This window comes from Acinetobacter sp. YH12120 (genome assembly GCF_013418795.1).
Lineage (GTDB): Bacteria > Pseudomonadota > Gammaproteobacteria > Pseudomonadales > Moraxellaceae > Acinetobacter > Acinetobacter towneri.
The window spans coordinates 13911-35390 of record NZ_VPBI01000014.1; the positions used below are offsets into that span (position 1 = coordinate 13911).

Below are 21480 nucleotides of genomic sequence, written 5' to 3' on the forward strand. Positions count from 1 at the left end.
TTTGAAGTCACTTTGATTAAAAATTACTTCACTTTGGTTTTACGAATCATTTTATATAAAGTACTTGGCGATAAACGCGACACCAACACGCCCAGTTTTTCTTTAGCGCCCCCGACCACGATATATTCATCGCCTGCCATGAGTGCTTTAACTGTATTTTTAGCAAAAACATCGGCATCTAAACCATTTTCAATGGCTTCATCTTGATGTCCTTGTGGTTTGCCTTCACCATTCAACGCATTAAAAGACACATTGGTATTCACAAATCCTGGGAAAACAACTGAAACCTGTACGCCCTGCTCCGCTACTTCGGCACGCAAACTATTCGCCCACATGTGAATGGCACTTTTCGCTGCAGAATATGACGCGCGATATTGCGTACCCAATAATGCTGCAACACTAGATACAAAAATAATGCGACCATGTTTTTGCTGTAAAAAGGTCGGCAAGACAGTTTTGGTCAGAAAGACCTGAGAAAAATAATCCACTTCCATAATGGTGCGTTCAGTCTGCATGGTCGTATCAGCAATTAAAGCGCGCTGACTTAAACCTGCATTATTAATTAGCCAGTCAATGCGTCCTTTACGTGCCAAAACTTGTTCATACGCATGTAACACCTGACTTTCATTGGTAATATCTGCACATACAGAAAGATGACGTTCAGGATTCAGCAAACTCACGCGTACTTTTTCAAGTTCTTCATAACGACGTGCGGTTAAAATCACTTGTACACCTTGTAAAGCACACTCTTTTGCCAATGCCTTACCAATGCCAGAAGATGCACCTGTAATCCACACCACTTTATGTTCCAAGTTTTCCCGTTTTGCCATAACCGTTTGTCCGCGTTATTTAAAAATTTAAGTCATCAAAATTTAAGTCTTAGGTTTTGCAGGATGCTGCAAAAACCCAAGAAAATGGTTTAAATATATCTCTGCACTTTCCAAATCGAATTGCGCACCCATTTTTTCTAGGCGTTTATACCCCAGTTGCGTAGTCAAATGAATCACGCCGTTTAAAGTTTTATCGACCACCAAATTAAATTTCAGCATTTTTTTCGGATCACGAATTAAATAACCCACGCCCTGATCAATAATTTGAGTAAACCCTTTAAATGCAGGCGCAATACATGCACTGTTGCCCTGCCGAATTTGCTCAATACAACCCAACGTTTCTTTCATAACAATACTATCGACAGGATAAGTCACAAAACCTTGCCCTTCCTGCTGATACATCATGCTTGCCAGATAATTCACCATAGGCGTTAAGCGTTCATTGCCAAAAAACGACACCGACCATGGCATATATTTTTGCATGGTTTGTATGACTTGCTGAATAATTTTTTCAGATTCACCATCCAGTGAATGACTAGAACGTGACAATTCACCAAAAAGTTGCTCAATAATTTCACAAGAAATATCGGTCAGTACCGCCCCCAAAGCTTTAGATAAACTTTCCGATTCACCTGCATTGAGTTGTTGATGAATGTGTTGAAATCTTTGATATGTTTCTGGTTTTAATTTTAAAGATACAGCATAAGTCATAACTGAACTTGCCTATTTTGACCGCATTGATGTGTTTTCATCTATTTTAAAATCCATTGCTTAAACCCAGTTTAAAACAGTGTTACAGGCAACGGAGAACTTGAAGTTTTTATCATACTTGTCGCCCATCATACGATGAGTTTGCCCAACTGCCAATTGCGATAAGTTTGGCTGAGTTGAATCTCGCTTAGCGGGCAATTTTTTTGCTACAATAGTTGCAATTTTTTATTCACTTTTAACCTGTTCTTACTATGACTGATTCAGCGCAAAATATTGCTACAACCTACGATCCTACCGAGATCGAGAAAAAATGGTACAAGACTTGGGAAGAAAACGGCTACTTTAAGCCGTCTGAAAAAGGCGAATCATTCTGTATCATGATTCCGCCGCCAAACGTCACAGGTAGCTTGCACATGGGTCATGGTTTTAACAACGCCATTATGGATGCCCTCACGCGCTTTAACCGTATGTCGGGTAAAAATACCTTATGGCAACCGGGTACAGACCACGCGGGTATTGCCACACAAATGGTAGTAGAGCGTCAATTGGGCGCGCAAAATATCAGCCGCCATGACTTAGGTCGTGAAAAATTCATCGAAAAAGTCTGGGAATGGAAAGAACAATCTGGCGGTAACATTACCCGTCAAATCCGCCGTTTAGGTTCTTCGGTAGATTGGTCACGTGAACGCTTCACTATGGACGAAGGCTTATCGAATGCGGTGAAAGAAGTTTTCGTGAAATTACACGAAGAAGGTTTAATTTACCGCGGCAAACGCCTTGTAAACTGGGATCCAAAATTACAAACTGCCCTTTCTGACTTAGAAGTTGAGTCGGATAAAGAAGAACAAGGTTCATTGTGGCACTTCAAATATTTCTTTGAAGATAAATCACTACGCACTCACGATGGTAAAGATCACATTGTAGTGGCAACCACTCGTCCTGAAACATTGCTGGGTGATACTGCGGTTGCGGTTGCCCTTGATGATGAGCGTTACTCGCACCTTGTTGGTCAAAACATCATCCTCCCAATTACAGGTCGTGCCGTTCCAATCGTAAAAGATGAGTATGTCGATAAAGAATTCGGTACAGGTTGTGTAAAAATTACCCCTGCACACGACTTCAATGACTATGAAGTGGGTAAACGCTGCGAATTGCCAATCATCAATATCTTCAACAAAAATGCTGAAGTATTGGCTGAGTTTGAATATATTGCGAAAGCAGGCGAACAAATTTCTAAAACCATTCCTGCACCTGCAGACTACATTGGTTTAGAGCGTTTTGAAGCACGTAAAAAATTAGTTGAACAAGCGGAAAGCGAAGGTTGGTTAGATCAAATCCAACCGTACACCTTGAAACCACCTCGCGGTGACCGTTCGGGCGTAATTGTTGAGCCATTATTGACTGACCAATGGTATGTGAAAATTGCACCGTTAGCGCAACCTGCAATTGAAGCGGTGCAAGATGGTCGCATCAAGTTCGTGCCTGAGCAATACAGCAATATGTATATGGCGTGGATGAACAACATTCAAGACTGGTGTATCTCGCGTCAATTGTGGTGGGGTCACCGTATTCCTGCTTGGTACGATGCTGAAGGCAATGTTTATGTAGGTCGTAACGAAGAAGAAGTTCGTACGAAAAATAATATCCCTGCCGATGTTCAATTAAACCAAGACGAAGACGTACTGGATACATGGTTCTCCTCTGCACTTTGGACATTCTCGACCTTAGGTTGGACGGGTGATGCCAAGAAAGATGCAGAAAACTACTTCTTAAATACCTTCCACTCCACTGATGTATTGGTGACAGGTTTTGACATCATCTTCTTCTGGGTGGCGCGTATGATCATGATGACCATGCACTTCATGAAGAATGAAGATGGCACGCCACAAGTACCGTTCAAAACAGTTTACGTTCACGGTTTGGTACGTGACAGCGAAGGTCAAAAAATGTCGAAGTCTAAGGGCAACGTGCTTGACCCATTAGACTTGATTGACGGTGTAGATCTTGAAACTTTAGTACAGAAACGTACGACGGGTTTGATGAACCCGAAACAAGCAGCGAAAATTGAAAAATCGACCCGCAAAGAATTCCCAGAAGGGATTCAGGCTTATGGCACAGACGCGGTTCGTTTTACCTTCTGCGCATTGGCAAATACAGGTCGTGACATCAAGTTTGATATGAAACGTGTGGAAGGTTATCGTAACTTTGCCAACAAAATTTGGAATGCTACCCGTTTTGTATTGATGAATGTTGAAGGTCAAACGGTTGGTCAAGAGGCACGTCAAGACCTTTGGGAATTGCCTGAACAGTGGATTGTGAGCCGTTTACAAAAGGCAGAGCAAGCTGTTCATCAAGCGTTTGCAACTTACCGTTTAGACTTGGCTGCGCAAGCGATTTATGACTTTATTTGGAATGAATACTGCGACTGGTATGTAGAGCTAACCAAACCTGTTCTGAATGATGAGTCTGTTTCTGAAGAACGCAAAGCCGAAGTTCGTCGTGTATTGCTTGCGGTGATGGAAGCTTCTTTACGTCTTGCTCATCCAATCATGCCGTACTTAACTGAAGAAATTTGGCAAACCCTTGCGCCAATGATTGGCTTGGGTGGCGAAACCATTATGTTGGCAAACTACCCTGTTGCAGATGAAGCCAAAATCAACGAACAAGCCGAAGCAGATATGCAATGGCTACAAGGTTTGATTGGTGCGGTGCGTAACATTCGTGGTGAAATGGGTCTAGGTAATGCACGTTTATTGCCTGTACTTTTACAGAACACGACTGAAGCAGAAAAAGCACAAATTTCTCGTATTGAACCGTTGTTTAAAGCATTGGCGAAAGTTGAAAGCATTACCTTCTTGGCAGATGGTGAACAACCACCATTGTCTTCTTCTTCTGTAGTCGGTCACGTGTCTGTATTCGTTCCAATGAAGGGTTTGATTGACCCGAAAGCAGAATTGGGTCGTCTACAAAAAGACTTAGACAAGGTTCAAAAGCAGCATGACCAAATTGCAACTAAACTTGCAAATGAAGGTTTTGTGGCGAAAGCCCCTGCGGCTGTGGTTGAAGGCGAGAAAGTGAAACTTGCTGAATTTGCAGATCAGTTAGCGAAAATTAAAGCGAATATGGAGCAGATTGCAGCGCTTTAATGTGTTGTTAGCTTGATCTAATTTGTGTATAAAGGGCTGATTATTCAGCCCTTTGTTTTTCAATATGAGCCAAGATGACATCAATAAATATAAAATTCTATTTGAAGTTTCCAAGCATGAATATCAACTAGAGATCGATAGAAGTAAATCACTGGATGATAAAGCAATTAAATATTCAACAATGGTTGGTATTGTGATAGTTGCCTACTCAGCAGCACTAACCAAGTTAGAAACTTTTACTGCTTATGCTTGCACTTCATTAACTAAATGGATTTTATATATTTTATGTGTAATCTTGTTTATAGCAATTCTAAGCTGTTGGTATAAAATTGCAAAAGTACTTAGTCTTTCTGCACTAGAAAAAGTTCCGTTGGATGACACCAATTTAATTAACACTTTTATGGATAATGACGAAAGAACATGCCTGTGGTATATGGGAGAAATTTATCAGGATTTAATTTCTCGAAATGCCCAAATGCTTGAAGACAAAGTTATTGCTTTAGAAAAAGCTTATTCAGAGATTAATTGTGCAGCAGCTATTTTTAGCATATTATGTCTATATCTATTAATTTTATGGTTAACGGGAGAATGCAATGTCCAGACATACACAGAACTCTCAAAACTCTACATCAAGAAATAATCAAAATACTTTAACAACCCTAACAGCTTCTAGCCGTCCTAGACCTACATGGGTTAAAGATTCTGTTAATTTACCGTCAAATTACAGAGTAACTACGGAAAGTGCTGATCCCCGTGTAGATTTTGAATCAAGCAATCGTCGATAATTTTCAAAATACCTCTTTAATAAAAGAGGTATTTTTCAATTCAGAACACACCTGCCACAAATCCTCCAACACCACATCCACCCTTCCCAACACATCAGAATTCCAATACTGCACGACAGTTAAGCCCAAAGTCTCTAAAAACTGAGTGCGCTCGACATCATAAGCCTGACCATTTTCCGTATTGTGCTGACCGCCATTCAACTCAATGACCAAGCCAATCTCATGACAGTAAAAATCTACAATATACGGTTCAATCATCTACGGACGTCTAAATTTGAGCACCATAAAGCGTTTGCACTAAGTAGTTGCCACAGCAAATTTTCAGCATCCGTAGCAGCATGACGCATAGATTTGGCAAATTGTAATAGTTGTGAATTCATCTTCTGATTCATTATTTTTTGTATTTATAGTTTTTAGACAATATAACAGTTTTTTTGTTTTCCTAAACCACTCAAGTAATTGCAGTTCTTTACTCAAAACCACTATTTCACCCACTCAATTTAATCATAGTATCAAGCATCAAAATAACAAAATAGACAATCTATGGATTGGTTTACCATCTTTATTCACGATACTACATGGGCATTTGTTGCCGAATTAATGATTCGGGCAGCACTCATGTTTAGCATGATTATTATATTTTTGCGCCTTACAGGGAAACGCGGAGTACGCCAGCTTTCCATTTTTGAATTGGCCATTATTTTATCGCTCGGTTCTATTGCAGGCGACCCCATGTTCACTGAAGATTTACCTTTGGTACACGCCTTGGTGGTGATGACAGTAGTGATTGGAATGTATCGCCTGACCACATGGCTCATGATGAAATACCAACCCTTTGAAGATTTGATTGAAGGTAAATCACTGTATATTGTAGAAAATGGCGAACTGGTCATAGAAAAAATTAAATACGGCAAAATGTCGCATGATGAATTCTTTGCCGAAATGCGCCAACAAGGTGTGGAGCATTTGGGACAAGTACGTGTTGGCTTACTGGAAAGTGATGGCAAATTCAGCATATTATTTTTTCATGGTGATGCCACACGCTATGGTTTACCCTTATTTCCTAAAGCTTGCCAACCCGTGTACCGCATAGCACCACACACTTATTATGCCTGCATGTATTGCGGGCATGTCCGTTTACTTGAACACGCTAATGAAATCTGTCCGCGTTGTAATCACCAACAATGGACACAGGCAATCAATACCCCATACCGCAGCTAGAATATGCTGATTTTACCTGCAACACATCTCTATGCGACTTAAACTGTCGCAGGATTGTCATAATTTAAAGTTATACTGCCTGCGCTGCCGAAGTGAAGCACTGAAAGCGCAAATAATAATTTTTGAAAATCACAAAAACGAGATCGGTATCTACTTCAATGTGGATACCTTTTATACTCCAGCGACTCTTTAAAGGTCGCTTTTATTTTTTCCACTCAATGAATTTTTTAAAGTGGTTTAAGCCTGTCATTCTGTCTTGATGATCTATCTTCTTATTCGAGCGTGGATGAGTGAGCGCTTTTCGCAAGCTTTGCCCATTTCCAGATCGTGACAAGGCATAAAATCGCAACAACACAAATCAACAGCAAGTAATTCGCATAGCCTAAAGCATCGCCCAACATTCCACTCAGGGTATAGAGTACCCCGCTCACAGTCGCCATAATCGCAACCTGAAATGTAAAGTCGGTCCCTGCGTATTGTTTACGGCTGTACTGCATAATCAAGGTCAGCATCACCACAAGTAACATGGCAGAGCACAAATCTTCTGCAGCATTAATGCTATAAATCAGCCAGTGTGCAACATCAACTTGCTGTTCATACAATTCAGCCAAATAAGCATAGGCCACTAAACTCAAAATTTTAAGCACAGAAAAAATGATGAGGGCATGCGCTCTAGACCACCATTTCAGCATCAACCCTGCGATGCCTGCACCCAACAAAGCGGCCATTGCTCCCAACATGGTCACATAAATGCCAATTTGAGAAAAGCTTAAGCCTAAATCTACCATTAAAGGTTTTAATAAAGGGCCAGCCAAACCATCGGCAATTTTAAAGCTGAGTAACACCCATAGCCATGCGTACAGTACAGGCGTTTCCACAAAATAGCGCAGATATTCACGAATCGCAGCAAGACGTGCGTGAAATGACATTTTACTTTGAGCTTGAACAAGCACTTGTTTAGCAGCATGTTGTGGCTCTTTAAACATTAAAATTGGCAAGGTATTTAAAAACACCAATCCCGCTAAAATTAAGAAAGTTTTTTGCCAATCTAGCCAATCCAATGCCCACAGAATTGCACCACCACCCACAATAAAGCCCAGTCGTGAACCAACCACCTGAAAGGTATTACCCCAATGTTGCTGTTTGGCTTGTAAAATATTGACCGCCAAACCATCGGTGGCAATATCTTGGGTTGCACCGACCAAGTTCATACCGAGCAAAGCCACAAAAAACACCCACAAATATATAGGATGATTTAAGGACTCAATCGGTAAAAAGGACAGCCCAATCAGCACCAAAACACTCAGCCACTGGCACGGCAAAATCCAGCTACGATAATGCCCAAAATATGAATGTCCAAAGCGATCCACCAAAGGTGCCCAAAACACTTTGATTGACCATGGCAGCATTAACAAACCGAAACCGCCAATATGTGCCAAAGACACACCTTGCGCACGTAAAATCACAGGCAAGGCATGGGTCATAAAACCAACAGGCAAGCCCTGCGCCCAATACAGAGAAAATAACAACAAATAAGTTTGGCGCAAATTGGGCATAGCATCTCAATTTAGATATGGGCAAAAGATCAAAAAAACGCAGTACTACACTAAAATTTTGAATAATGGATTGTTATTTTTCATCACTTTCACATTCAGATTTCGACTATTTTGCCAATGAATCAGACAAAGCGAAAGTCTAATATCTTGAATAGATTTAGATTCATGCGTCATGATATTGGGTATTTATTGTTGTTAATCACGCACGTCAGGATGACATCGCATTCATGAAAATCACCAATCCTTTTGCACGCAGTGCACGGCAATTTCCACAGTTACCCGACCAAGTTCCACAACGTGGAACAGCCAGCAGTCGTGCTTTATTTAAAAATATTTTTTTGGCGCAAGGCTGGCAAATGGTGGGCGAATTTCCCAACTTGCCCAAAGCAGTCGCGATTATTTCTCCGCATACGTCAAATATTGATGCGTGGCATGGTTTTACCGCCCTACTCGGTTTAGGTATTCAAATTACTATTTTTGGTAAGCACACTTTATTTGAAACCCCACTCAAGCCACTTTTAAACTGGATTGGGGTAATTCCTGTGGTGCGCCATTCTCCTCAAGGACATACCCAAGATATTATTGAGATTGTACGAAAAAAAGAAAAAATCTGGATTGGTATGGCGCCCGAAGGCACACGTAAACAAGCCGAAAATATCCGCAGTGGCTTTTACCATATTGCCTACGGCGCCAATATCCCAATTGTGATGTTCTCTTTTGATTATGCACACAAAACCATTCATATTTTGGGCGTGTTTCATCCTACGGGCGATTATGCTCAAGATTTAGATGCAATTTATACGCAATATCACGGCAAGTTTTCGGCTAAAAATCCACATTGGTTGGCAAAACCGTTACAAAAGCTTTTGAAAAAGGGCTAGTCAAAGTTTCTATTTTTTGTTCAGATGGGCGCAATATTCTTTGATCTAAATTTAGATTTGATATGCAACTGATTCGTTATTCTTTAGTGGGCGTACTAGCTCTAACTTTGGCTGGCTGCGACAAAACAACAAAAACACCGCCAAGCACCACACCTATCCAAGCACGTGAACCTGTAATTGCACTGGCGCTGGGTGGCGGTGGTGCTAAAGGTTTTGCACATATTGGCGTCATTAAAGTTTTAGAGTCTCACGGGATTAAACCAAAAATTGTCACAGGCACCAGTGCAGGCAGCTTTGTCGGCAGTTTATACGCCAGTGGTAAAAGTCCTTATCAGCTCCAACATATTGCCCTAACCTTTAAAGAATCCGACATTCGTGATTTAACCTTAAACCGTCAGGGTTTTATTGCAGGTCAAAAGTTACAAGACTTTGTCAATCAACACGTAGCCAATAAACCGATTGAGAAATTTCCAATTCGTTTTGCTGCCGTTGCCACACGTTTAGATAATGGACGTAAAGCCGACTTTATTAAAGGCAATGCTGGTCAAGCCGTACGTGCCTCTTGCAGTATTCCGAATGTTTTTGTACCTGCCACCATTGGCGGAACACAATATGTGGATGGCGGCTTGGTCAGCCCAATTCCCGTACAGACGGCTAAAGCGATGGGTGCCGACTTAGTCATTGCAGTGGATATTTCTGCACGTCCAACAGGCAATCAACCTGTCAGCATGTGGGGCTTACTCGATCAAACCCTCAATATTATGGGGCAGCAAAGCATCAATCAGGAATTGGCGCAGGCCAATATCGTGATTCAACCTAAAGTTGGACATATTGGTACTCTAGATTTAAAAGCCAGTAACCAAACCATTTTAGAAGGTGAAAAAGCCGCACAATTACAGGTCAAAGCAATTCTGCAAGCCATCAATAACTTTAAAAAATCACCTGCCGCGCTGAAACCTGCACCGCGTCCGAAATTTTAGGATTCAGTGATTTTTTTAATATTCATAAACTTATTGATCTGTTAAAGTGATGAGAGCGCATCTTTTTAAGTCGATGCGTTTCTCTAAGCAATTAGAATTAACCAATCGTAAAAAATACGCGAGTAGATGTATGGAATTCGTTCTTGAACCTTGGCACTGGTTTGTACTAGGCGTTCTGTTAATGCTTTCAGAACTGGTCTTGCCTGCGTTTGCCGCTTTATGGTTTGGCATTGGGGCAGTCATGGTCGGTATTTTATACTGGATGTTCCCCATGATGGGTACCACTACCCAATTGGTGATGTGGATTATCTTGTCGGTACTGTGTACCTTGGCGTGGTTTAAATTTATCAAACCCTTATCTACCGATAAAACCAAAGCAGGCTTGTCACGCGAAGCCACTATTGGACAAATTGGCATGGTCATTCAAACCAACTTAGAACATGATCAAATTAAAGTCCGTTTCCCGATGCCCGTACTTGGTTCAGACGAATGGAACTGCCGCACCACAAGCCCTGTGCAAGTGGGAGATCGTATTCGCGTGATTGATATTTTGGGTAATGATTTGGTGGTGCAGCCGCATCACAGCGCACATGACAACGAAAAAGTGAGAAATTAAAATGTCTGGTGGATCTATTATTGTTTTAGCGATTTTAGCCTTTGTTGGAATTACCATTTTTAAAGGCGTGCGAATTGTTCCGCAAGGTTATAAGTGGATTGTGCAACGTCTGGGTAAATACCACACCACGCTTGCACCGGGACTTAACTTCGTCATTCCTTATGTCGATGAAGTGGCCTATAAAGTCACCACCAAAGATATTGTATTAGATATTCCATCTCAGGAAGTTATTACCCGTGACAACGCAGTTCTGCTCATGAATGCGGTAGCGTACATTAATCTCACGACTCCTGAAAAAGCAGTGTATGGCATTGAAAACTATACTTGGGCGATTCAAAACCTTGTTCAAACCTCATTGCGTTCTATTGTGGGTGAAATGGATTTGGATGATGCCTTGTCTTCGCGCGATCACATCAAAGCCAAACTCAAAGCAGCCATTTCTGATGATATTTCAGACTGGGGAATTACCCTTAAAACTGTAGAAATTCAGGATATTAAACCATCGCATACCATGCAGGCAGCTATGGAAGAACAAGCTGCAGCAGAACGTCAGCGTCGTGCTACCGTAACCAAAGCCGATGGTGAAAAACAAGCGGCTATTTTAGAAGCCGATGGTCGTTTGGAAGCTTCACGTCGTGATGCAGAAGCGCAAGTTGTATTGGCAGAATCTTCTCAACGTGCCATTGAAATGGTCAGCTCTGCGGTAGGTGATAAAGAAATTCCTGTGGCGTACTTATTGGGTGAGCAATATGTAAAAGCCATGCAAGATATGGCGAAATCCAACAATGCCAAAACTGTGGTCTTACCTGCAGATGTCCTGAATACCATTCGTGGTGTTATGGGTCGCAATAATCCATAAGCAAATCAGATAAACATCAAGATGATAGGCAGCTTTCAAGCTGCCTATTTTATGCCCATTCAGAAAAAAATCTGAAATATTTTTTAATGTATGGTTAAATTTCGCGTTTCTTGATGAAATCAGCACCGCAGATGAGATCTCTGCACTCACAAAATTGAGTGACTCACGTCTAGCAGCAGTCTGTATTTTCATCGACTGTCCAAAACCCAAATGGATACTGTATGAGCGCACTCAACCCCACCATTATTACTTTCCTGTTTTATATTGTCGCCATGATTGTCATTGGTTTATTAGCTTATCGCGCGACTCGAAATTTCTCGGACTACATTTTAGGTGGTCGTCGCCTTGGCAGTTTTGTCACTGCACTTTCTGCAGGCGCATCCGATATGAGTGGCTGGTTGCTGATGGGCTTACCCGGTGCCATTTATCTTTCAGGTTTGTCTGAAATGTGGATTGCCGTTGGTCTGATTATTGGCGCATGGCTAAACTGGCTTTTGGTGGCAGGTCGTTTACGAGTACACACCGAAGTACAGCACAATGCACTGACTTTGCCTGATTATTTTTCTAACCGTTTTAATGATCAAAGAAAAATTTTAAGGATTGTATCTGCCTGCGTAATTCTAATTTTCTTTGCGATTTATTGTGCTTCGGGCATGGTTGCAGGTGCGCGCTTATTTGAAAGTATGTTTGATCTGCCTTATAGCACTGCATTGTGGATTAGTGCTATTGCCACCATCAGCTATGTGTTTATTGGTGGTTTCTTGGCAGTCAGCTGGACGGACACCATTCAGGCTGGCTTGATGATTTTTGCGCTCTTGCTGACCCCTATCATTACCCTACTCAGCTTTTCTGACCTAAGCCAAGTCACACTTGCTTTAGAAGCGGCTCGTCCGCAGGCGCTGAATTTAGTCAGTGATTTAAGCTGGGTCGCGATCATTTCCCTCATGGCATGGGGCTTAGGCTATTTTGGACAGCCGCATATTTTAGTGCGTTTTATGGCGGTTGATTCAGTCAAGTCTATTCCGAATGCACGTCGTATTGGCATGACATGGATGACACTATGTTTAGGCGGTGCGGTGGCTGCGGGCTTTTTTGGTATCGCCTACTTCCAGCAACATCCTGAACTGGCAGGTGTGGTCAATGCCAACCCTGAAACAGTATTTATGGAACTGACCAAAATCCTGTTTAATCCGTGGGTGGCAGGTGTGGTACTGGCTGCAATTTTAGCTGCTGTGATGAGTACCCTAAGCTGTCAACTTTTGGTCTGTTCAAGTACTTTAACCGAAGATTTTTACAAATCGTTCCTGCGTAAAAATGCCTCACAAAATGAATTGGTGTGGGTCGGACGCGGCATGGTACTCATGATTGCGCTGCTTGCTATTTGGATGGCGGGTAATCCTGAATCCAAAGTTTTGGGATTGGTTTCTTATGCTTGGGCAGGCTTCGGTGCAGCATTTGGCCCACTGATTATTCTGTCTTTATTCTGGAAACGCATGACTTTAAACGGTGCATTGGCGGGGATGGTTGTCGGCGCACTTATGGTCATTCTTTGGAAAAACCTTTGGGCAGATACGGGTATTTATGAAATTATTCCGGGCTTTGTCTGTTCTTGGATTGCGATTGTCGTGGTGAGTTTATTGGGTAAAGCGCCAAGTCATGAAGTGACAGACCGTTTTGAACAGGCCGATCAGCAATATAAAGAATCGCACTAAGCTGTAGATTGATCTGCATAGAGATAAAAAAGCGAGACTGTAAATAAAACCAGTGCCTTGAATTGCACTGGTTTTTTTATGTCTAAAATTAGTTTTGGTGCACTCAATTCAAGTCAATGAATCGGTGGTTTTTTCTTTCTCTGCTGCGGCTTTTTTTCTTGCCTTACTAAACCGTTTGGCAGGCCAAACCATCATAAAACGTGCACCACCCAAGTTCGGACTCTGATCGACTTCAATTTTGCCACCAAACCAATAAGCAATGCGGCTTACAATAGACAAACCTAAACCATAACCACCTGAAGCACGGGTGCGGCTGTCATCTAAACGAGCAAAGGCTTCAAATACACGTTCTCGGTCTTGTTCGGGAATCCCCGGCCCATCATCTTCCACACAAACATAGGCCATGCCTTGCTCGTTAATGCCGCCACTGATCAAAACTTTATGGTCACAGTAACGGACTGCATTGCCCACCAAGTTCTGTACCACACGGTGCAAGTAACGGCGTTCAGCTTCCACTTCCAAAGTCACAGGTGGGGCAAGCAATTGAATATCTTTTTGGGTTTTCAATGCTTCTGTTTCCGTAGCCACCTGCTCTAGCACTTCAACCAAAACGATCTTTTCAATTTCTAAAGATGGCATGCCCTGTTCAAGTTTGGCATAGGTCATGATCTCATCAATCAAGGTGTTTAAAGCCTCAATATCTTTATCAATCATTTCGACTTGCTGTAAGCGATATTCGTAATCATCTTCTTCTGCCAGCATTTCCATACCAAAACGAATACGTGCCACAGGCGTGCGCAGCTCATGCGATACAGCGCGCATCAGTTCACGCTGCGCTTCAATCAAACGCTGAATATGGTCAGACATGCTGTTATAGCTAGATGCCAAACTTGCCATTTCATCTGTGCCATCTACAGGCAAACGCATGTTTAAATCACCCGATTTGGTGCGGTTTAAGGCATAGTTCACTTGGCGGATCTTACGTTGCATTGGCAAGATCAAACCATAAACCCCCAAGCTCAACATAAACATACTGAGCAAGGTAATGCCTGCTGCCAACTGGAATGGCATCCAGTTAAATAACGGCACAGGCCCTAAAACCAAGACTTCTGAGGGTGAATTTGGCATCGGTGACACAATCGAGATGGTTGTACCACGCACGGTGGCATTGTCACGATATAAAATAATGCTGTGATCGAGTCTTAAACGCCCAATCTGTTCAGAATCGAGTGGCAGTTCCTGAATATTTTTAATATTGACCGGATAAGAAAAGTGCTGCTGAATTTTGGCTAGATATTCTTTTTCCTGACCCGGGTAATACACCAAATAATCTAAAACAAAAATCGGCAAAGCTTTCATTTGCCGTTCTGTAATTTTATCTGCCTTGATATATAAATAATGATTTGGATCATCTTTCATACCCAAAATAATATAGGCAATCATATTTTCGGCATTATAGCGCACAGCCGCTTTACGTTCTTTAATCCGTCTAAGCTCTGCGCGCGACAAATCTACTTTGTCTGCCTGCACATAGTAGATGGGCAATTCCAGCAAATCGGATGCATCAGAAATCCAGTCTTTCTTTTGCTGTTCGTTTTGCTGTCGTGCAATCCCTTCACTAATAATATAAGCCATACCATCAGTTAAAGACTCACGATATTCTTGCGCACGCTGATAGTTGATGATTTGCACCAATAAGTACGCCAAAATGGCAACTACTGCAACTAAGATCACCAATCCTGCATATATGCGCAAGAATATACTGTGTTTAAGCACAAAATCCGTCCTATGTGACTTATTTTATATGTGAGCCAGTATTTGACTCAGAAAAAAGCGTATTACATGCCGTTGGTTTCTTTAACGAACAAATAACCTTTACTGCGCACAGTTTTAATACGTTTTGGATTTTCAGGATCATCGCCAATTTTTGGACGAATACGTGAAATACGCACGTCAATTGAACGGTCTTGACCATCATATTCAATGCCGCGTAGACGCTCAAAAATATCTTCACGAGATAAAATACGCCCTGCATTTGAAGCCAATAACCATAACAAGTCATATTCTGCGCTGGTGAAATCAACCAATTCACCATTTAAAGTTACAGAACGACCACCGTTATCAATCACTAAATCATCAAATTCAATGCGCTGTGCCACTTCATCTTCAGTCACTTTGTCGGTACGGCGCAATAAAGCACGAATACGCGCCAACAACACACGCGGCTGCACAGGTTTTGCAACATAGTCATCTGCACCCATTTCCAGACCTAGCACCTGATCCATATCTTCAGTACGCGCAGTCAGCATTAAAATTGGTTGATGATAATGTGGACGAACTTCACGACAAATGGTTAAACCATCGGCACCTGGTAACATCACATCGAGCACCACAAGATCAGGTTGCTCGGCAATAATACGGCGAATCGCACGGTTGCCATCTGGTTCTACCCCAACTTCCAAACCATTGCGAATTAAGTATTCCTGCGTAAGTCGTGCAAGGCGTTCATCATCTTCAACAATTAAAATTTTTGGTAACTTTTCTTCTTGACTCATAACCTGTCCCTTTATTGGATTCGACCTATCCTTTTAAAATCTGAGAGATAGGTCTTGATATAATTTGCAATATACACACGTTTACATTGTAAACAAGATACTGTTCACCAAACTGATACATCTGCGTATTATTTTGTTATATTTTTATTAAGCATTGAATTTATAGCACTTTTCTAGTTTTGGTGATTTTTAAACAGATTTAAGAAACATAAAGTTACAAAATGGGTATTTTTTGCACTAGATCAAGCCTTTGCCGCCTTTGGAAAAATTATCTCACAACTTTTAAAGTTATCCACAAGGTTATCTATAAGCAGTTTTTCCGAGCTTTGCTATGCTATGCCCTTGTCTGATAAGGCTTATAGCCCAAAGGACAAAATTCGGTATTTTTGAGATAAATTTGAATCCTAAAATAGTCAAAATTTAAAAGAAAAAGTCAATATTGATCTACCCTCAATTTTCCCGTATCTTGTGTTCAATTCAATTTTAAACCACTAAGTCTTGTGTTTATTCCTCAATCACTGCGGCCTAAGTTTTGCCCAGTTTAATGGTCCATAAACATAACAATAGATGACAATGGAGCTATGCTGACATGAGCGTAATCACCTCAACCCCTGGTCAATTACAAGTGATTAAACGCACTGGTGATGTTGCCGCTTTTGATGCTGAAAAAATTGCAGTTGCAATTGGCAAAGCGTTTTTGGCTGTAGAAGGTCAACAAAGCGCCGATTCAAGCCGCATTCATGATCGGATCGAACAACTGACTGAAATGGTGTTGAACACATTCAACCGCCGTTTACCGTCTGGCGGAACCATTCACATTGAAGAAATTCAAGACCAAGTTGAACTTGCGCTCATGCGTACAGGCGAGCAAAAAGTTGCTCGTGCTTATGTCATCTACCGTGAACAACGCTCAGAAGCACGTAAGCAAGCAGGTGAAAACCATCACCCAACTTTACAAGTCACTGATGCAAACGGTCAGCTTAAACCACTAGATTTAGGTGAGTTAAAAGCAACCGTGAATAAAGCGGCAGAAGGTTTAGAAGGCATTGATGTAGATGCCATCATTGATGAAACCGTGAAAAACCTCTACAACGGTGTAAAAGAGTCTGACATCTCAACCACCATGATGATGGCGACTCGTACCCGTATTGAGCAAGAGCCGAACTATACCTATGTGACTGCGCGTTTATTGCGTAATGACTTGGTAGCAACAGGCTTAGAATTTTTAGGTTTGGCAACAGATACACCTGAAGGCGAAGCATTAGAAACTTTCCTGAAAAAAGGTGTAGAACTTGATTTGCTTTCTGCAGACTTACTTGAGTTTGACCTTGCCAAACTTGCTGCAGCGATTCAACCTGAACGCTCAAACCAGTTTACCTATTTAGGTCTGCAAACTTTATTTGACCGTTATTTCATTCACTCAGATGGCGTACGCTTTGAACTTCCACAATTGTTCTTTATGCGTGTGTCAATGGGTCTGGCGCTCAATGAAGATGACCGTGAAGCACGTGCAATCGAGTTCTATAACTTATTGTCTAGCTTCGACTACATGGCATCTACGCCTACCCTGTTTAACTCAGGTACGCTACGCCCACAGTTATCAAGCTGTTACTTAACTACAATTTCCGATGACCTTTACAACATTTATGGCGCGATGCGTGACAATGCGATGCTGTCTAAATGGGCAGGTGGTTTAGGCAATGACTGGACACCAGTACGTGCTTTGAACTCCTACATCAAAGGAACAAACGGTAAATCTCAAGGTGTTGTTCCGTTCCTAAAAGTAGCGAACGATACTGCTGTTGCGGTCAACCAAGGTGGTAAGCGTAAAGGTGCGGTATGTGCGTACTTAGAAACTTGGCACTTAGACATCGAAGAATTCCTAGAGCTGCGTAAAAACACAGGGGATGACCGTCGTCGTACCCATGATATGAACACAGCCAACTGGGTGCCTGACTTGTTCATGCAACGTGTCTTTGAAGATGCAGAATGGACATTGTTTACGCCATCTGAAACACCAGACCTACACGACTTGACGGGCGAAGCTTTTGCTGAGCGTTATGCGTACTACGAAAGCATTGCTAAAGAAACTAACATGCTGCATAAAAAACTTCGTGCGAAGGACTTATGGCGCAAAATGTTGTCAATGTTGTTTGAAACAGGTCACCCGTGGATCACATTCAAAGACGTATGTAACTTACGTTCACCGCAACAACACGTTGGCGTAGTGCACTCATCTAACTTATGTACTGAAATTACCCTCAATACTAACCAAGATGAAATTGCGGTATGTAACTTGGGTTCAATCAACCTTGTGCAACACGTTCAAGGTGGTGTGTTAGACCGTGAAAAATTAGCACGTACTATTAAAACTGCGGTACGTATGCTCGATAACGTCATCGACATCAACTACTACGCTGTACCACAAGCACGCAATTCAAATTTGAAACATCGTCCTGTAGGTATGGGCATCATGGGCTTCCAAGATGCGCTTTATGAGATGAACTTGGCTTATGGTTCAGATGCTGCAGTTGATTTTGCCGATGAGTCTATGGAAGTGATCAGCTACTACGCGATTCAAACGTCTAGCGACTTAGCGGTTGAGCGTGGTACTTACGAAACATTTAAAGGTTCATTGTGGGATCAAGGCATCTTACCAATTGACTCTTTAGACATTGTGGCGAAATCGCGTCCAGAACGTATGTTTGAAGTAGACCGTACACAGCGTTTGGATTGGGACAGCTTACGTGCCAAAGTTCAAAAAGATGGTATGCGTAACTCAAACGTGATGGCGATTGCTCCGACTGCAACCATTTCAAATATTTGTGGCGTTTCTCAGTCTATTGAGCCGACATTCCAAAACTTGTATGTGAAATCGAACTTGTCTGGTGAATTTACAGTAATCAACCCTTACCTCGTTCGTGCATTGAAAGAGCGTGATTTGTGGGATTCTGTGATGGTGAATGACCTGAAACACTTTGAAGGTTCAGTACAAAAAATTTCACGTATTCCTGAAGAATTGAAAGCAATTTTCGCGACTGCGTTTGAAGTTGAACCACGCTGGATTGTAGATGCAGCATCACGTCGTCAAAAATGGATTGATCAGGCGCAATCGTTGAACTTGTATATTGCAGGTGCAAACGGTAAGAAACTTGACCTGACTTATAAAATGGCATGGTTACGTGGTCTGAAAACGACTTATTACCTACGTGCATTGGGTGCAACGTCTGCAGAGAAATCGACCATTAACACGGGCGCATTGAACGCAGTAAAACCTGCAACAGTAACAGCAGCCCCTGTGGCAGCCGTTACACCAGAAGCGTCTGCAGCTGTTGATGAAGATTTTGCTCAAGCAGCACCAGTGCCAATGGCATGTAGTATTGATAATCCTGATTGTGAGGCTTGTCAGTAAAATAAATAACTAGAAGTCAGAAAACATTATTAGCTACCTACGTGGCAAATAATGTGACTCTAGTAGATGTTTTTACTAGCACATCGCCATGAAAGTAGCTTCTTACAATATAAATGGAGCTATCGTGAGCTTATTAATCATTACATTTTTACTAGCTTTAGCTGATATTTTAAACAGTTGTGCAAATTTAGTAGAAGCAACATCAAGCCTTTTGCTAGCGATTAATATTCTGTTAGAGAATGAGTTAGTAACAAAATTATTGAGTTCAACTTTTAATTTATAAGATTTTTTGGTTGTCTTAAAACTTAGGGCAACCAATCCAGTTGAATAACCAAGGAAATCACCATGCCACACATGACCCACAACTATATGTTAGGACTCGCGGTCTTGCTGGTTTCCTTTGTAGTGTTGTTTTACGCACCGATTGCTTACTTTTGGGTACAAGCGGCAAAACAACAACGAAAGCAAAATAAGTCGTGAGCAAATTGGTCGGAATGTACATTTTTCAGACCAAGATGAGCAAAACTTAATTTTGCTTTCACAAATTAAGCGTATATTAAGACATCTCAGCGTAGCTGGATGTCCATAAAAGATATAAAGCAACGAAGAGAGAATTGATATGTCTATCCTAAGTTGGGACGATTTCGAAGATGATTCGCAAAAACCGGCTGCTCCTGAACACAAGTCTGCGCCCGTCGAACCGCAAAAAGCGCATGATACGCAGATGGTATCTCATGCAGAGCAACCACAGAAGACTGTGGCAGCTGCACAACCCGCTACAGCCCCTAGAAGTGGAGCAACAGATTCAACCGATCCGTTGGCAAGAGCATCTAACGCTCTAGATCAATTGGACGTTGCACCTGGTCTTGAAGAACTGGAAATGGGTGCATCGCGCGTACAGGTTGATGATAAAGCCATGATCAACTGTCGTGCAGACTTAAACCAGCTTGTACCGTTCAAATACGAATGGGCATGGCAAAAATATCTAGATGGTTGTGCAAACCACTGGATGCCACAAGAAGTCAACATGAACCACGACATCGCATTGTGGAAGTCTGAAAATGGTTTAACTGAAGATGAGCGCACCATTGTAATGCGTTCACTTGGTTTCTTCTCTACTGCAGACTCATTGGTTGCTAATAACTTGGTATTGGCTATTTATCGCCACATTACCAACCCAGAATGCCGCCAGTACATTTTGCGTCAAGCCTTTGAAGAAGCGATTCACACTCACGCTTACCAGTACTGTATTGAATCGTTAGGTATGGATGAAGGCGAAGTCTTCAATATGTACCGCGAAGTACCATCGGTTGCGCGTAAAGCAGCATGGGGCTTGAAGTATACGCAATCTTTAAGTGATCCTACTTTCAAAACAGGTACACCAGAAAACGACCAAATTTTGCTACGCAACTTAATCGCATTCTATTGTGTACTTGAAGGTATTTTCTTCTACTGCGGTTTCAGCCAAATCTTGTCGATGGGTCGTCGTAACAAAATGAACGGTGTTGCAGAGCAATTCCAGTACATTTTACGTGATGAATCTATGCACTTGAACTTTGGTATCGACATGATTAACCAAATCAAGATTGAGAACCCGCACTTGTGGACTTCAGAATTCCAGCAAGAAGTGATTCAAATGATTCTTGAAGGCACGATGCTTGAAATTGAATATGCGCGTGACACTATGCCACGTGGCGTATTGGGTATGAACGCAGGTATGATGGAAGAATATTTGAAATTCATCTGTAACCGTCGTTTAAGTCAGCTCGGTTTACCTGAACAGTTTGTTGGCGTAAACAACCCGTTCCAATGGATGTCTGAGATGATGGACTTGCGTAAAGAGAAGAACTTCTTTGAAACGCGTGTGACCGATTACCAGACTGGCGGTGCATTGAGCTGGTAATATCGCGACACATAAAATATCGTTGTGAGACACATGAGTTGTCATTGAGAAAACCGCCATTCATGGCGGTTTTTTTAAAGATACGATCGAGTATTTAATGGCTAGGTTGTGCAAATACCTAACAATTTGATTTTTTTTAATTTATTTATTTTTAAAATTTCCATAAACCTTTAAAAATCGTTATCTTACAAAATATTTATACAACAATGCCGTTTTTTTACTTCTTTTGTTCATTATGAGAATAGGACAATAATCCAACAGCCCAAAAACGACAAAAAACAAAATAAATAAAGGCGCATCACGCGCCTTTATT

General features: G+C 41.7%; 17 protein-coding genes and 1 pseudogene. 12 read left to right on the top strand and 6 right to left on the bottom strand.

Going from position 1 to position 21480, the window contains the following annotated elements:
- Positions 1-23: 23 nt before the first annotated feature.
- Positions 24-830 carry an SDR family NAD(P)-dependent oxidoreductase gene (locus FTU58_RS09775; protein ID WP_180062393.1) on the bottom strand — a complete coding sequence of 269 codons (807 nt, stop codon included), beginning with the start codon at positions 828-830 and terminating at the stop codon, positions 24-26.
- Positions 831-872: 42 nt separating this feature from the next.
- On the bottom strand, positions 873-1541 hold the full coding sequence (locus FTU58_RS09780) for a hypothetical protein (protein WP_004972289.1): 669 nt from the start codon (positions 1539-1541) through the stop codon (positions 873-875).
- 251 nt (positions 1542-1792) lie between these two features.
- On the opposite strand from FTU58_RS09780, the gene FTU58_RS09785 reads away from it, so the two are divergent.
- Together FTU58_RS09785 and FTU58_RS09790 are read left to right on the top strand one after the other, a co-directional pair.
- Positions 1793-4687 carry a valine--tRNA ligase gene (locus tag FTU58_RS09785; protein ID WP_179996289.1) on the top strand — a complete coding sequence of 965 codons (2895 nt, stop codon included), beginning with the start codon at positions 1793-1795 and terminating at the stop codon, positions 4685-4687.
- A 64-nt stretch (positions 4688-4751) separates the two neighbouring features.
- Positions 4752-5327, top strand: a complete 576-nt coding sequence (locus tag FTU58_RS09790) for a hypothetical protein (protein WP_136144609.1) — start codon at positions 4752-4754, stop codon at positions 5325-5327.
- A gap of 148 nt (positions 5328-5475) precedes the next feature.
- On the opposite strand, the pseudogene FTU58_RS09795 reads toward FTU58_RS09790, so the two are convergent.
- Positions 5476-5864: pseudogene (locus FTU58_RS09795) on the bottom strand (endonuclease domain-containing protein).
- A gap of 151 nt (positions 5865-6015) precedes the next feature.
- Here FTU58_RS09795 and FTU58_RS09800 point away from each other — a divergent pair.
- Positions 6016-6693, top strand: coding sequence for a YetF domain-containing protein (locus FTU58_RS09800; protein ID WP_180062394.1), 678 nt, complete (start codon positions 6016-6018; stop codon positions 6691-6693).
- 272 nt (positions 6694-6965) lie between these two features.
- Here FTU58_RS09800 and FTU58_RS09805 read toward each other — a convergent pair whose 3' ends face one another.
- Complete coding sequence (locus FTU58_RS09805; protein ID WP_179991154.1) at positions 6966-8249, bottom strand: MFS transporter; 1284 nt, start codon at positions 8247-8249, stop codon at positions 6966-6968.
- 227 nt (positions 8250-8476) lie between these two features.
- On the opposite strand from FTU58_RS09805, the gene FTU58_RS09810 reads away from it, so the two are divergent.
- The 5 genes from FTU58_RS09810 to putP all read left to right on the top strand — a co-directional run bounded on the left by FTU58_RS09810 (position 8477) and on the right by putP (position 13297).
- On the top strand, positions 8477-9130 hold the full coding sequence (locus FTU58_RS09810; RefSeq protein WP_004972299.1) for a 1-acyl-sn-glycerol-3-phosphate acyltransferase: 654 nt from the start codon (positions 8477-8479) through the stop codon (positions 9128-9130).
- 62 nt (positions 9131-9192) lie between these two features.
- Complete coding sequence (locus tag FTU58_RS09815) at positions 9193-10110, top strand: patatin-like phospholipase family protein (protein ID WP_096902052.1); 918 nt, start codon at positions 9193-9195, stop codon at positions 10108-10110.
- Positions 10111-10240: 130 nt separating this feature from the next.
- A complete protein-coding gene (locus FTU58_RS09820; RefSeq protein ID WP_096902094.1) occupies positions 10241-10726 on the top strand; it encodes an NfeD family protein in 486 nt (161 codons plus the stop codon).
- Between the two features lies 1 nt (position 10727).
- Positions 10728-11585 carry an SPFH domain-containing protein gene (locus FTU58_RS09825; RefSeq protein ID WP_004972306.1) on the top strand — a complete coding sequence of 286 codons (858 nt, stop codon included), beginning with the start codon at positions 10728-10730 and terminating at the stop codon, positions 11583-11585.
- A gap of 221 nt (positions 11586-11806) precedes the next feature.
- A complete protein-coding gene (putP, locus tag FTU58_RS09830; protein ID WP_178319242.1) occupies positions 11807-13297 on the top strand; it encodes a sodium/proline symporter PutP in 1491 nt (496 codons plus the stop codon).
- 108 nt (positions 13298-13405) lie between these two features.
- Here the strand turns inward: putP and bfmS are convergent, their stop codons facing one another.
- Both bfmS and bfmR read right to left on the bottom strand, forming a co-directional pair.
- The gene (gene bfmS / locus FTU58_RS09835; protein WP_131260700.1) at positions 13406-15073 is read right to left on the bottom strand and encodes a sensor histidine kinase BfmS; all 1668 of its coding nucleotides are present in this window, start codon (positions 15071-15073) and stop codon (positions 13406-13408) included.
- A gap of 62 nt (positions 15074-15135) precedes the next feature.
- Positions 15136-15852: a response regulator transcription factor BfmR gene (gene bfmR, locus FTU58_RS09840; RefSeq protein ID WP_096902057.1), complete on the bottom strand. Its 717-nt coding sequence runs from the start codon at positions 15850-15852 to the stop codon at positions 15136-15138.
- Between the two features lie 589 nt (positions 15853-16441).
- On the opposite strand from bfmR, the gene FTU58_RS09845 reads away from it, so the two are divergent.
- From FTU58_RS09845 to FTU58_RS09855, 4 genes are all read left to right on the top strand, one after another.
- The gene (locus FTU58_RS09845; protein WP_180062395.1) at positions 16442-19264 is read left to right on the top strand and encodes a ribonucleoside-diphosphate reductase subunit alpha; all 2823 of its coding nucleotides are present in this window, start codon (positions 16442-16444) and stop codon (positions 19262-19264) included.
- 88 nt (positions 19265-19352) lie between these two features.
- Positions 19353-19547 carry a hypothetical protein gene (locus tag FTU58_RS09850; protein WP_179988535.1) on the top strand — a complete coding sequence of 65 codons (195 nt, stop codon included), beginning with the start codon at positions 19353-19355 and terminating at the stop codon, positions 19545-19547.
- Between the two features lie 62 nt (positions 19548-19609).
- Entirely contained in the window at positions 19610-19744 is a 135-nt protein-coding gene (locus FTU58_RS14095) for a hypothetical protein (protein WP_004972322.1), read from the top strand.
- A 139-nt stretch (positions 19745-19883) separates the two neighbouring features.
- A complete protein-coding gene (locus FTU58_RS09855) occupies positions 19884-21167 on the top strand; it encodes a ribonucleotide-diphosphate reductase subunit beta (RefSeq protein WP_180061023.1) in 1284 nt (427 codons plus the stop codon).
- Positions 21168-21480 lie beyond the last annotated feature (313 nt).

What these genes read in the sequence shown, in the direction of transcription:
- FTU58_RS09855 (WP_180061023.1), top strand. Translation starts at nt 19,884, where the DNA reads ATGTCTATCCTAAGTTGGGACGATTTCGAAGATGATTCGCAAAAACCG.
- FTU58_RS09825 (WP_004972306.1), top strand. Translation starts at nt 10,728, where the DNA reads ATGTCTGGTGGATCTATTATTGTTTTAGCGATTTTAGCCTTTGTTGGA.
- FTU58_RS09850 (WP_179988535.1), top strand. Translation starts at nt 19,353, where the DNA reads ATGAAAGTAGCTTCTTACAATATAAATGGAGCTATCGTGAGCTTATTA.
- FTU58_RS09800 (WP_180062394.1), top strand. Translation starts at nt 6,016, where the DNA reads ATGGATTGGTTTACCATCTTTATTCACGATACTACATGGGCATTTGTT.
- FTU58_RS09775 (WP_180062393.1), bottom strand. Translation starts at nt 830, where the DNA reads ATGGCAAAACGGGAAAACTTGGAACATAAAGTGGTGTGGATTACAGGT.
- bfmR (WP_096902057.1), bottom strand. Translation starts at nt 15,852, where the DNA reads ATGAGTCAAGAAGAAAAGTTACCAAAAATTTTAATTGTTGAAGATGAT.
- FTU58_RS09785 (WP_179996289.1), top strand. Translation starts at nt 1,793, where the DNA reads ATGACTGATTCAGCGCAAAATATTGCTACAACCTACGATCCTACCGAG.
- FTU58_RS09820 (WP_096902094.1), top strand. Translation starts at nt 10,241, where the DNA reads ATGGAATTCGTTCTTGAACCTTGGCACTGGTTTGTACTAGGCGTTCTG.
- FTU58_RS14095 (WP_004972322.1), top strand. Translation starts at nt 19,610, where the DNA reads ATGCCACACATGACCCACAACTATATGTTAGGACTCGCGGTCTTGCTG.
- putP (WP_178319242.1), top strand. Translation starts at nt 11,807, where the DNA reads ATGAGCGCACTCAACCCCACCATTATTACTTTCCTGTTTTATATTGTC.
- FTU58_RS09780 (WP_004972289.1), bottom strand. Translation starts at nt 1,541, where the DNA reads ATGACTTATGCTGTATCTTTAAAATTAAAACCAGAAACATATCAAAGA.
- FTU58_RS09810 (WP_004972299.1), top strand. Translation starts at nt 8,477, where the DNA reads ATGAAAATCACCAATCCTTTTGCACGCAGTGCACGGCAATTTCCACAG.
- FTU58_RS09815 (WP_096902052.1), top strand. Translation starts at nt 9,193, where the DNA reads ATGCAACTGATTCGTTATTCTTTAGTGGGCGTACTAGCTCTAACTTTG.
- FTU58_RS09805 (WP_179991154.1), bottom strand. Translation starts at nt 8,249, where the DNA reads ATGCCCAATTTGCGCCAAACTTATTTGTTGTTATTTTCTCTGTATTGG.
- FTU58_RS09790 (WP_136144609.1), top strand. Translation starts at nt 4,752, where the DNA reads ATGAGCCAAGATGACATCAATAAATATAAAATTCTATTTGAAGTTTCC.
- FTU58_RS09845 (WP_180062395.1), top strand. Translation starts at nt 16,442, where the DNA reads ATGAGCGTAATCACCTCAACCCCTGGTCAATTACAAGTGATTAAACGC.